The sequence below is a fragment of the Aliirhizobium cellulosilyticum genome (assembly GCF_014198105.1).
In the GTDB taxonomy this organism is placed as follows: domain Bacteria; phylum Pseudomonadota; class Alphaproteobacteria; order Rhizobiales; family Rhizobiaceae; genus Neorhizobium; species Neorhizobium cellulosilyticum.
In genome coordinates this window covers 1536666-1547865 of the sequence record NZ_JACIGW010000001.1, presented here as the reverse complement: position 1 = coordinate 1547865, position 11200 = coordinate 1536666, and the positions used below count along the sequence as shown (strand labels likewise).

The following is an 11200-nucleotide window of genomic DNA, read 5'->3' as shown; positions in this document are numbered from 1 at the left end:
CACTCTTATCCGAGCGACAGCTGGCGGCGTTCGCCGCGTGCGGCCATGACCGATGCGGCAAGCAGGCTGGCTGCCGCAAGAAGCATCACGACGGAAACCGGACCCTGGGTTTCGATCAGGAGGCCGCCGAGAACCGCGCCGCTCGAAATCGCGATCTGGAAGGCCGGGATCACCAGAGCGCCGGCGCTTTCCGCCTCATCCTGCGCATGGCGCACGACGAAACTCTGTACGCTGACCGGGAAGGCACCGAAGGCGAGGCCCCAGAATGCGATCGCAGTCGCCGCAACGGCAAGCGAGGCACCGCCAACGGCCAAAACGACGGCCGATGCGGCAACGAGCGTGGTGAACAGGACGATCGACAGGCGCGGGCTGCGTTCCGAAACCATGCCGCCGAGCATGTTGCCGAAAAAGCCTGCAACGCCATAGGCAAGCAGGATCAGCGAGATGGTTTCGACATCAAGCTGCGGCACCCGCTCCAGGAACGGACGGATATAGGTGAAACCGGCAAAATGGCCTGCAACGAAAAGCAGGATGGTGATCAGGCCGGTGCGGATTGCCGGCCGGCGCATCAGCGCCGCAAGCGTGCCAAGCCCGGCGTGACCGGTCGGCGGCAAAGCGGGCAGGAGCGTCGCCTGGGCGACCAATGCAACGAAGCCGACGGCAGCGGACAGATAGAATGCCGCCCGCCAGCCGAGCGTGTCGCCGATCCAGGCGCCGAGCGGCGCGGCACAGACGGTGGCAAGCGAAACGCCGGCCATGATGATGGCCATCGCGCGCGGCATCCGCGCCGGTGGGACGAGGCGCATGGCAAGTGCTGCCGACATGGCCCAGAAACCGCCGAGCCCGACGCCGAGAAGGATGCGGGCGGCGAATACCGTATAGATATCGGTGGCGATCGCGGCGAGGAGGCTGGAAATGACCAGAAGTGTCGTCAGCGCCAGAACTGTCCAGCGCCGGTCGATCTTGCGGGTTCCGATGATGACGCCGGGTCCGGCGATTGCGGCGATCACTGCGGTGGTGGTGATCGACTGGCCGGCGACGCCGGTGCCGACGCCGAGATCAGCCGAGAGCGGGGTCAACAGGCTGACGGGAAGGAATTCGGCAGTGACGAGGCCGAACACGCCCAAGGTCAACGAGGCGACTGCGCCCCAACGTGCGACATCATGTTCCGTTCGCGCTGCATCGTCAGATGATAAGGGGGTGCCGTGCATGAGATTCTCCTGAATTACAGCCTATTTGGCTTTTGTCAGGAATAGGCGTGACGGACTGGCGTTTCCATGCTAGAAAATCCGACATGCTTGACAGATCGTCCAAATTCTCATCGTCGGCTGGAGCCGATCCCTTGTCGGAAATGCTGCGGGGCCTACGGCTCGACGGTGTCGAATACGGGCGTTGCCGGCTCGCGGACCCTTGGGCCACGGCCTTTCCGGCCGAGGATGCGGCGCGGTTTCATTTCATTTCGTCCGGCAGGGCGCTTCTCAAGGCGCCTTCAGGCGAATGGCTGCAGCTGAATGCCGGAGATGCCGTCATACTGCCGCGCGGTGACGCCCATGTGATAGCGAGTGCCGAGACTGTCGAGCCGCTGCCTTTCGGGCGTTACGGCAAGAAGCAGGTCTGTGAGGGCGTATTCGACATGCAATGCGCCGATGCACGTTGCGGCACGGTGGCGCTGACCGCGTCGATGCGCTTCAATATAGACAGGTTGCATCCGCTTCTGCAGCTCATGCCCGAAACGATACTGACCAGCGACCTTGCAACCAGCGAGCCGGCCATTCCGCATCTTCTGGATGCCATGGCGCGCGAGGTGGATATGGATCGGGTCGGCGCCGGCGGTATTCTGGCGCGGCTGGCGGATGTCCTGACGGCGACGATCATTCGCACCTGGGTCGAACACGGCTGCGGCAATACGAATGGCTGGATTGCGGCGGTGCGTAATCCGGAGGTCGGGCGGGTTCTCGCTGCCATTCACCTTGAGCCTGAACGTGACTGGTCTGTGGCCGAACTTGCGCGGCTGATGGGTGCCTCACGTTCCGGTTTCTCCGAGCGGTTTGCCCGCGTCGTCGGAGAAACGCCCGCCCGGTATGTTGCGCTGGTGAGAATGCACCAGGCGCGTCTCTGGCTGAAGCAAGGCATGCGGGTAGCGACGGCGGCCGAAAAACTCGGTTATGACGCTGAAGCCTCGTTCAGCCGTGCCTTCAAGCGTATCATCGGACACCCACCAAGCCATTTTCGAGGCAAGCCGGATAGCGAAACGGCGCCTGACGAGATGGTCGAACTGGCCGCGGTCGGGTGAGGCGAAGGACGCGGGAACCGGCTCTGCCCATCCGATGGCGCGAGGAGCTGGAAGCCTGATGGACCGGCGGCGTTTCTCAAGCATGTCGTCACAATGAGACGGCGTGTGCCGGCTTGCCTAATCCCTTAGCCGCAACTCGTCTGTCTGCATGTTGAGCGAACTCAGCGTCGACAGAAAGCTCATGCCAAGCAGGCTTTCGTCCAGCATTCCGTCCTGGGCTACCATGGCGCGGACGTTTCTGCGCGAGATCGGGCCGATGGCGATCTCGTCGAGCCTGACGGGGGCGGCCATGGCAGGGCCGTTGGCGGTCATTACCCGGACAGTGTAGGCGAGGCCGCCGGTATCTATTCCGACTGCCGAGGCATCCTCGAAGGAGAGAACCACGCTGCTGGCACCGGTGTCGACGAGCATCGGGATGTTTTTTCCGTCGACCGCGACATCGGCCTGGAAATGCCCGCCGAGTGCCTTCTGGATGATGACCTCGTTTCCGTCGCTTCCCGTGACGACGACGGCTCGGCCGGGCATCAGCCCTGCGACCATGCGGCCGGCGAACTGGTTGGCGTCGTTTCTGTAAAGATAGGCGGCAACCAGTCCGAGGATGATGACCAGCCAGATGGCGAGATTGCGTAATGCCTCGTTCATGCCGCCGCGGCGACCGGCAAGAATGCCGGCACCAAGCAGGCCGGCAATCGGGACGAGATAGATGAGTTGGCCGAAATCGTTGTTGTCGATGCCGAAGGTCTGGCCCGACGAATGGTTGAAGACCAGCAGCGCAAGGCCTGCGCCGAGCACGAGAAGCACGAAGGTCAGTCCGTTCATGTGATCTGGCGCTCCTTTGCTATTTTCTGTCGTCTGGTCTCCCGCCGCGGTTTTCGTTCGACCGTTTCCAGCCGGGCGGTAAGCCCGTCCATGATCGAATGCCGCTCGGCATCGGAATAGTCGATCCAGCCGGCAATCTCGTCGCGCGTGCGGCCGCAACCAAAGCAATAGCCGGTTTTCAGGTCGATCGAACAGACAAGGATGCAGGGCGAAATCATGCAAACCTATATCGGAGGTTCAGGCGATCAGGGCAAGGGTCGAAAGAAGCACGATTTCGCTAACCTGTTGTGTGGCGCCGATCGTATCGCCCGTATGGCCGCCAAGCTTGCGGCGGACGAAAGCGGTAAAGAACTGGCCGGCGGCGGCGCAGACGAGGATCGCAAAGATCGCAACCGGAATGCCGAGGTGAGAGGCGATGAAGATCAGCCCCATCACGCCGCCGATCAGCAGTGCAAGGTTACGCGAGCCCCGTTCGGGTGCGCCGATGGCCACCGCCACGCCGTTTGTTCGGGCAGGCGGGAGCGCGCTCCAGTGCCAGATCATTACCGAGCGGCTGAGGCAGGCCGCGGCTAGCATCGAGACTGCCGCCAGGCTGGAATCGAACCGGGCGAGTGCCGCGAGCGATGCTGCGCGCAGCAGGAAGGACAAAAGCATTGCAACGACACCGTAGGAGCCGATACGGCTGTCTTTCATGATCGCGAGCGCATGTTCGCGGTCACGTCCGCCGCCCAGCCCATCGGCTGCATCCGCAAGGCCATCTTCATGCAGCGCGCCGGTCAACAGAACCATCAGTGACAGAGCAATCATGCTCGTCACAAGCGCGTCACCCGTCTGCGACAACATGTAAAGCACGAGTGCGGGGACGAGCGCGATCAGCACGCCGGCAAGCGGAAATGCCCTGACTGCACGGGAAAACGAGCCGCTTTGACCGAGAAAGAAACGGTCCGGCACGGGGATGCGGCTGAGAAATGCGACCGAGCGGGCTAGGTCGGCGATGAAATCCGTCGCGTTTGGCAGTTGTCGCTCCCGATATAGGCGATTAAGAGATGCGCACACAAAGCGCGATTTGCCGGTGAACACAAGTGCCGGACGATGACGCGCCGGCTAAGACGAGAGAGATTTCGATGAGTTTGAGCGGCCTGCCTTTCGACGATTTTCGTAACCTGATTGCCAACTTGCCGGGACCGGATCCGCGCGCATTGGTGGATGCCCGTGAGCGTGACGCCAAGCTGACAAAGCCGCTCGGAGCGCTTGGAAGGCTTGAGGAAATCGCCTTCTGGCTCGCCGCTTGGACGGGCAGGGCACCTGCGGTCAACCGCCCGCTTGTTGCGATCTTCGCCGGCAATCACGGTGTTACCCGGCATGGGATCACTCCCTTTCCGCCGTCCGTGACGCAGCAGATGGTGGATAATTTTGCCGCAGGCGGTGCGGCAATCAACCAGATCTGCGTCACCCATGACCTGGGCCTGAAGATTTTCGACCTTGCGCTCGATTATCCGACCGGCGACATTGCAACCGAAGCGGCTCTTTCCGAGCGCGATTGCGCTGCGACCATGGCTTTCGGTATGGAAGCGATTGCCGGTGGCACGGATCTCCTCTGCCTCGGTGAAATGGGCATCGGCAACACTACGATCGCCGCAGCTATCCATCTGGCGCTTTATGGTGGCGAGGCCGAAGACTGGGTCGGTCCGGGCACCGGCTCCCATGGCGAGCTGATGGCCCGTAAGATCGCCGTCGTTAAACAGGCGGTCGAGTTCCACAAGGACCATCTCTCCGATCCGCTCGAAATTCTTCGCCGTCTCGGCGGTCGCGAGATCGCAGCAATTGCCGGTGCGATTCTGGCAGCCCGCATGGAAAAGATCCCGGTTCTGCTTGATGGCTACGTCGTCACTGCTGCCGCTGCAATTTTGAAGGCGATGAACCCGTCGGCGATCGACCACTGCCTGATCGGTCACGTTTCTGCCGAGCCGGGACATCTGCGCTCGATTGAAAAGCTCGGCAAGACACCGCTGCTGGCACTCGGCATGCGCCTAGGTGAAGGCACGGGCGCAGCACTGGCGGCCGGTATCGTCAAATCTGCAGCCGCCTGCCATACCGGCATGGTGACCTACGAACAGGCAGGCGTGACCAACAAGGCATAAGAGAACCGCCAATGGAAAACACGCCGCTCGACAGCACCCTTGGAAAAGCGAGCGGCGTCCGCCGGATTATCGCCGCGACCCGGTATTCGATGCAGGGTCTTGTGCGCCTGTGGCGTGAACAAGCCTTCCGGCATGAGGTCTATGCCTTCTGCGCAGGTCTCGCGCTCTTTGCGATCGTCGGTGCCGCGGCGATCGATTATTTCATCTTCCTCATTCTGACTCTGCTCCTGTTTTGCGTCGAGGCGCTCAACACGGCGATAGAGGAACTTGTCGACCGGATATCTCCCGAAATCTCCACGGTCGGACGCCACGCCAAAGATCTCGGTTCTTTCGCTGTCTTCTGTATGCTGACCGCAAACGGATTGTTTGTGCTTTACGTTCTGGTCAAGCCCTTCTTTCGATTGCATTAGGAAGGCGCGATATCGGCGTTTTCCGGATCTTCCGAGTTGCGATCACGGACCCGTGATCTTCAGATACAACTTTTTATAGTGGACGCGCGAATGTCAAAAAATTAGCATTTGTCATGTTTTGGAGATTGCGGGACCTGTCACCTTGACTGATGACTCGATCGAAGTTTTTGAATGTGATTTCAAATGGATTGTTCGGGTATGCGAAAACGGAGAAGTGACGGAGCGCGTTTTTAGCATCGCTGAACATGCCCATTCCTGGGCAGCAGGTCAGCGTATACGGATCAAATGTCCGCCGCAGAGATTCGCTTGCAGGCGCGAAGACTAATGACCGTGAACGATTTGCGGACGAATGCACGGATGATTATTCGGTAATTAAGTTCAGGCGAAAGAACGCTTACGTTTTTCGATCGCCGGCGCATCGGCAACGGCGGGAATGCTTTGCATCACCCGGGTGGCAGGCAGGATGGCTATGACTTCGGTGCCTTCACGCAGTTTGGAACGAAGCACGAATTGGCCGTCGTGCTTGGCCAGGATGGCCTGGACGATCGGCAGCCCGAGGCCGGTACCCTGCTCGGCGCTTTTGATGGCGATCGAGCCCTGTCCGAAGGCCGACAGCACGACGGGAATTTCTTCCTCGGGAATGCCGGGGCCGTTATCCTTGATTGCCACATATTGCCCGCCGCCTGCCGTCCAGCCGACCTTGACCGAGATCTCTCCGCCTTGCTGCGTGAATTTCACCGCATTCGAGAGCAGGTTGAGAATGACCTGTCGGATCGATTTTTCATCTGCCCAGACATGCGGCATCTCGTTTTCGAAATTGTGGCGAATGGCGATGTTCTTCGCCCGTGCCCGCAACTGAACCATGCCGATGCAGTCCTCCGCCACTTCCAGTAGCGACAGCGTCTCCTCGTTGAGATCATAACGGCCGGCTTCGATACGCGATAGATCAAGGATTTCGTTGATCAGGTTGAGAAGATGCTCGCCGGAGCGGTGGATGTCGCCGGCATATTCGCGGTATGTGGGGTTCGGCATCGGGCCGAGCACTTCTGAACTCATGACCTCGGAAAAGCCGAGAATGGCATTGAGCGGTGTTCTCAGTTCATGGGACATGGAGGCGAGGAAGCGGGATTTTGCCAGATTGGCTTCCTCCGCCCGGCGCCGCGCCTCGTCCGACATCGATTTTGCCACTTCCAGCTCGGCGATCAGGTCGTCCTTTTCCGACTGGTAGGACATCAGGGTAAGGTTCGAGCGGTAGAGGCGGTCGCCGATGAAATGAAAGAAAACCACGGCGATGGCGCAGATCGCGGTCAAACCGATGTCGAGGAGGTCCCGTGAGATCGCGACACGAAAGAGAAGTGCCGCAATCACCGGGACAAAGCCGACGAGAACGCCCTGGCGCAGCATGAAGCTGCTCATGGCTGTGATTGAAATCGCAAAGAGCAGGACGGCGCCCTTGTAGAAGTAAAAACTGTCGCCACCACACGCGTCGCAGGATTGAAGCGCAAAAGTCGCCCATCCCACGCCAAGCAGAATCTGCGCAAGCAGCAGCCGCCGGCGCCACTTGGTGGTTTCCGCCGCCGCGATTTCCTTGCGGCTGAAACGTCGGGCGAGCAGAAGGTTGATCGCATGCAGGCTGAGCATCAAAAGCGCCCAGGCAATCAGGTGGGCGCTCGGCGAGATATACATTCCGATCGCGGTGACGAGCGCGATGAAGAGTGGCACGACCGCCGCCGCCTGCAGTACCGCATTGACATGCATGGCGAGCATGTCACGGTCGAAGGCTTGGTTGCCGCTATTGGAAAGTTGCAGCCGTTCACGTGTCGCGCGGACGGTTTTGGATACCGCCTTGTTGCGGTGGCCACGCGATCGATCAACGATTATCTTGTCGGTCGAGATACTGACGCCGCTACTCATTGGTTGTGAACTAATTTATTCGGATGATTGAGAGCTTATGTTCCAAACCTTAAGAAGATACTGCCGGGAAAGGTTTTGTTTGCCATTCTCCTGAAGCTTCCGTTTGTAATTGAGACCGGATTGTGACCCGCCTTGCCAAGACCCTGAAGGATGGTTTGTTCCTCGGAGCATTCCTTGTCCTTGCCTCACTTATCGTTGCCAAGATCGACCTCAACGGTGACACCCGCATCAACGGTCCGTTTTACGCGATCGACGGCGATACGCTGGCGGCTGGAGCCGAGCGCTTGAGGCTGATCGGCATCGATGCCCCGGAGGCTGATCAGTCCTGCGGCGAAGGGCAGAATGTCTGGACATGCGGCGATGCCGCACGCGACGCCCTGGCAAAATTCGCCTCGGCGCCCGACGCATATTGCGCAGGATCCTCCAGGGATCGTTATGGCCGTGTTCTTGTACGCTGTCGGCTGGGTGAAACGGATATCAACGCCGAACTCGTACGCCGCGGAATGGCTGTCGCATCCGGGGACTATCACGCAGAAGAGACAGCTGCGCGGGCACAGGCAGAAGGGATATGGTCCGGTCCTTTCGAAACCCCACGCGCGTGGCGTACGGCCAAGGGTGCTGAGGCCGAAGATGATGGATCGACCGGGACCGGAAGCCGTGTCGAAGCGATCCTCGATCGGCTGAAAGGCATGCTGCCGTGGACGTGATTGAACCGGACCGGATTGCCGATCTCGGTGCAGGCATCGCAGCCTGTCGCATTTGTCGCGACCATCCTGCAAAACCAGGAAATCCGTTGCCCCACGAGCCGCGGCCGGTTGCGACATTGTCCTCGACGGCACGGTTACTGATTGCCGGTCAGGCGCCGGGCTTGCGAGTTCATCAGAGCGGACTGCCATTTGACGATGCCTCGGGCAACCGGCTGCGCGACTGGATGGGCGTGACCCGAGAAGAGTTTTACGATGCAGACCGTCTGGCGATCGTGCCAATGGGCTTCTGCTTTCCCGGTTACGACGCAAAGGGAAGTGACCTGCCACCGCGCAAGGAATGTGCGCCCGCATGGCGCAGCAGGGTGATTGCGGCAATGCCGCAGATCGACACGGTTCTGGTGATCGGCCAATATGCTGCGGCTTGGCATCTGGGCGCTCGCCGAAAGAAAACCACGACGGAAACGGTGAGGAACTGGCGGGAATATTTCTTCGTCAATGACGGGCCGCGCATCCTGCCGCTGCCACATCCGAGCTGGCGCAACAGCGGCTGGCTGAAAAGCAACGGCTGGTTTGAAGCGGAGATCTTGCCCGTGTTGCGCCAGCATGTGGATAGCTTGATCCGCGGAACAAAATTCGCTTAACTGTGTGAAAATCGGGTGTATAACGAAAAATCATTTCGAAGGGGACAATGATGGACCGTCTTGACCGCAAGATCCTGCGTATTCTGCAGGAAGATTCCACACTCGCAGTGGCGGATCTCGCCAAGAAGGTCGGCCTGTCCACCACGCCTTGCTGGCGCCGTATCCAGAAAATGGAAGAGGACGGCGTCATCCGCCGTCGCGTGGCGCTGCTCGATCCGGGCAAGGTCAATACGAAGGTTACCGTTTTCGTCTCGATCCGCACCGCCAGCCACTCGATCGAATGGCTAAAGCGCTTTTCCGAAGTCGTGGTAGATTTTCCGGAAGTGGTAGAATTTTACCGCATGAGCGGTGACGTAGACTATCTGCTGCGTGTCGTCGTGCCGGATATCGCTGCCTATGACGCCTTCTACAAGCGCCTGATCGCCAAGATCGAGATCCGCGACGTCTCTTCCGTTTTTGCCATGGAGCAGATCAAATACACGACGGAACTGCCGCTCGACTACATGATGATCGACAACCAGAAATCCGGCGACGACTGAGCGATCCAACTCAGCTGAGATGATTTTGAAAGCGCTGCAATCCGGGTTGGGTTGCGGCGCTTTGCTTTGGTATTCAGACCTTTAGTCGCCGCATCACCTTCTCGCCCGACAGTTCTTTGAGCGCGTCCTTGCCGATCCAGCGTGCCGTTTTGTCATTCGATTCTGCGAGTTTCTGCGCAAGGGCGAGAGCCGGCTTATGGCAGGTGACATTTCGCTTGCCGATATTGCGCAAGGCCCAGTTGACAGCCTTTTTGACAAAATTGCGCGGGTCGGTGGAGTGTTGTTCGATCAGGCGCAGACAGCCTATCAAGGTCGCGTCCGGCTCCTTCTTCAGATGGACGGATGCTCCGGCGATCATCGCAAAGGCGGTGCGGCGGACGAATTCACGCTCGTCTTCGGCAAACTCGGCGATCAGGTCCTGCCAGAAGGGGGCTTCGGTAAAGAGGTCGGCGGCGGCATCGACGATTTCCCAGGAGGCGAAATCATCCGCCCAGGAATGCGCTTCGGCAGAGGTAAGCGCTTTCGGGTCGGCGGTGTAAATCGCCACCATCCGCGCTTCGCGAATGCCTGTGTTCCACAGATCAAGCGCCCGGGCGTGATCGCGTTTCACCACATGGGCGATTTTCTGCAGGTCAGGATTGGAGATGCCGAGCGCCGCATCGGTGACGATGCCGAAGCGACCCATGCCGGCAATGTTCTCCTCCGACCGCAAAGTACCAAGATGATCGATGATCCCGGCGACGTCGGAGGAGGGGCTGAGCATTGCCTTTGACCTTTTGTCTTACTTCCGTTCGAGACGGGCAAGCAGCGAGGACGTATCCCAGCGATTGCCACCCATGGCCTGCACGTCGCCATAGAACTGGTCGACCAGTGCCGTCAGCGGCAGTTTCGCCCCGTTGCGACGTGCTTCTGTCAGGACGATGTCGAGATCCTTGCGCATCCAGTCGACGGCAAAGCCGAAATCGTACTTGCCCTGGTCCATCGTCTTGTGGCGGTTTTCCATCTGCCATGAACCGGCAGCACCCTTGGAAATGACATCGACGACGGTCTCGATGTCGAGGCCGGACTGCTTGCCGAAATGAATGGCTTCCGACAGTCCCTGGACGATGCCGGCGATGCAGATCTGGTTCATCATCTTGGTGAGCTGGCCGCTTCCGACCGGTCCCATCAGGCCGACCATGCGGGCATAGGCGTCGATGACCGGCTTGGCCTTGTCGAACACGGCCTGATCGCCGCCGCACATGACGGTGAGCACGCCGTTTTCGGCCCCCGCCTGACCGCCGGAAACCGGGGCGTCGATGAAGTGGACGCCGCGCTCCTTCGCAGCCGCATCCAGTTCGCGCGCAACCTCGGCACTGGCTGTGGTGTTGTCGATCAGAATCGCGCCGGACTTCATGGCCGAGAGCACACCGTTTTCGCCCGTTGTCACCGAGCGGAGATCGTCGTCATTGCCGACGCAGGTGAAGACGAAATCGGCATCCTTGGCAGCTTCCGCCGGCGTGGCTCCGGTCGTGCCGCCGAATTTCGCGGCCCAGTCGGCGGCCTTGGCGGCGGTGCGGTTATAGACGCTGACGTCGTGGCCACCCTTTTGCTTGAGATGTCCCGCCATCGGGAAACCCATGACCCCGAGACCGATGAATGCCACTTTCGCCATGCCGAACCTCCGAACGCTTGTTGTTCCCGATGATTAGAACAAAGCATGGCCGACGGGAAGAACAAAGCAGGCAAAAATGATT

General features: G+C 60.0%; 13 protein-coding genes. 6 read left to right on the top strand and 7 right to left on the bottom strand.

Translation table 11 applies throughout. The features are described 5' to 3' along the window. Positions 1-5 precede the first annotated feature (5 nt). The gene (locus GGE33_RS07270; RefSeq protein ID WP_183821743.1) at positions 6-1211 is read right to left on the bottom strand and encodes an MFS transporter; all 1206 of its coding nucleotides are present in this window, start codon (positions 1209-1211) and stop codon (positions 6-8) included. A gap of 83 nt (positions 1212-1294) precedes the next feature. On the opposite strand from GGE33_RS07270, the gene GGE33_RS07265 reads away from it, so the two are divergent. Further along, positions 1295-2293 carry an AraC family transcriptional regulator gene (locus GGE33_RS07265; protein WP_183821742.1) on the top strand — a complete coding sequence of 333 codons (999 nt, stop codon included), beginning with the start codon at positions 1295-1297 and terminating at the stop codon, positions 2291-2293. A 117-nt stretch (positions 2294-2410) separates the two neighbouring features. On the opposite strand, the gene GGE33_RS07260 is transcribed toward GGE33_RS07265, so the two are convergent. The 3 genes from GGE33_RS07260 to cobS are packed head-to-tail and all read right to left on the bottom strand — an operon-like array spanning position 2411 to position 4129. After that, on the bottom strand, positions 2411-3112 hold the full coding sequence (locus tag GGE33_RS07260; protein WP_148148499.1) for a TIGR02281 family clan AA aspartic protease: 702 nt from the start codon (positions 3110-3112) through the stop codon (positions 2411-2413). Continuing rightward, positions 3109-3330, bottom strand: a complete 222-nt coding sequence (locus tag GGE33_RS07255; RefSeq protein WP_148148498.1) for a DUF1289 domain-containing protein — start codon at positions 3328-3330, stop codon at positions 3109-3111. Before GGE33_RS07255 ends, GGE33_RS07260 begins: the two co-directional genes overlap by 4 nt. Before the next feature lie 19 nt (positions 3331-3349). Continuing rightward, positions 3350-4129, bottom strand: coding sequence for an adenosylcobinamide-GDP ribazoletransferase (gene cobS / locus GGE33_RS07250; RefSeq protein ID WP_148148517.1), 780 nt, complete (start codon positions 4127-4129; stop codon positions 3350-3352). Positions 4130-4236: 107 nt separating this feature from the next. Here cobS and cobT point away from each other — a divergent pair, with 107 nt between their 5' ends. Both cobT and GGE33_RS07240 read left to right on the top strand, forming a co-directional pair. Beyond that, complete coding sequence (gene cobT / locus GGE33_RS07245) at positions 4237-5253, top strand: nicotinate-nucleotide--dimethylbenzimidazole phosphoribosyltransferase (RefSeq protein WP_148148497.1); 1017 nt, start codon at positions 4237-4239, stop codon at positions 5251-5253. An 11-nt stretch (positions 5254-5264) separates the two neighbouring features. Further along, positions 5265-5663, top strand: a complete 399-nt coding sequence (locus GGE33_RS07240; RefSeq protein WP_148148496.1) for a diacylglycerol kinase — start codon at positions 5265-5267, stop codon at positions 5661-5663. Positions 5664-6041: 378 nt separating this feature from the next. Here the strand turns inward: GGE33_RS07240 and GGE33_RS07235 are convergent, their stop codons facing one another. Beyond that, positions 6042-7577 (bottom strand): sensor histidine kinase, encoded by a 1536-nt coding sequence (locus GGE33_RS07235; RefSeq protein ID WP_183821741.1) that lies wholly within the window; start codon positions 7575-7577, stop codon positions 6042-6044. Between the two features lie 122 nt (positions 7578-7699). Between GGE33_RS07235 and GGE33_RS07230 the strand changes: the two genes are divergently transcribed. Genes GGE33_RS07230 through GGE33_RS07220 form a run of 3 tightly spaced genes read left to right on the top strand, consistent with a single transcriptional unit; the run spans position 7700 to position 9464 of the window. Next, positions 7700-8284, top strand: a complete 585-nt coding sequence (locus GGE33_RS07230) for a thermonuclease family protein (protein WP_183821740.1) — start codon at positions 7700-7702, stop codon at positions 8282-8284. Next, the gene (locus tag GGE33_RS07225) at positions 8281-8925 is read left to right on the top strand and encodes a uracil-DNA glycosylase family protein (RefSeq protein WP_148148516.1); all 645 of its coding nucleotides are present in this window, start codon (positions 8281-8283) and stop codon (positions 8923-8925) included. Before GGE33_RS07230 ends, GGE33_RS07225 begins: the two co-directional genes overlap by 4 nt. 50 nt (positions 8926-8975) lie before the next feature. After that, positions 8976-9464 (top strand): Lrp/AsnC family transcriptional regulator, encoded by a 489-nt coding sequence (locus GGE33_RS07220; protein WP_148148515.1) that lies wholly within the window; start codon positions 8976-8978, stop codon positions 9462-9464. 73 nt (positions 9465-9537) lie between these two features. Here the strand turns inward: GGE33_RS07220 and GGE33_RS07215 are convergent, their stop codons facing one another. Next, on the bottom strand, positions 9538-10227 hold the full coding sequence (locus tag GGE33_RS07215; protein ID WP_183821739.1) for a DNA alkylation repair protein: 690 nt from the start codon (positions 10225-10227) through the stop codon (positions 9538-9540). A gap of 18 nt (positions 10228-10245) precedes the next feature. Continuing rightward, on the bottom strand, positions 10246-11118 hold the full coding sequence (locus tag GGE33_RS07210; RefSeq protein WP_183821738.1) for an NAD(P)-dependent oxidoreductase: 873 nt from the start codon (positions 11116-11118) through the stop codon (positions 10246-10248). Positions 11119-11200 lie beyond the last annotated feature (82 nt).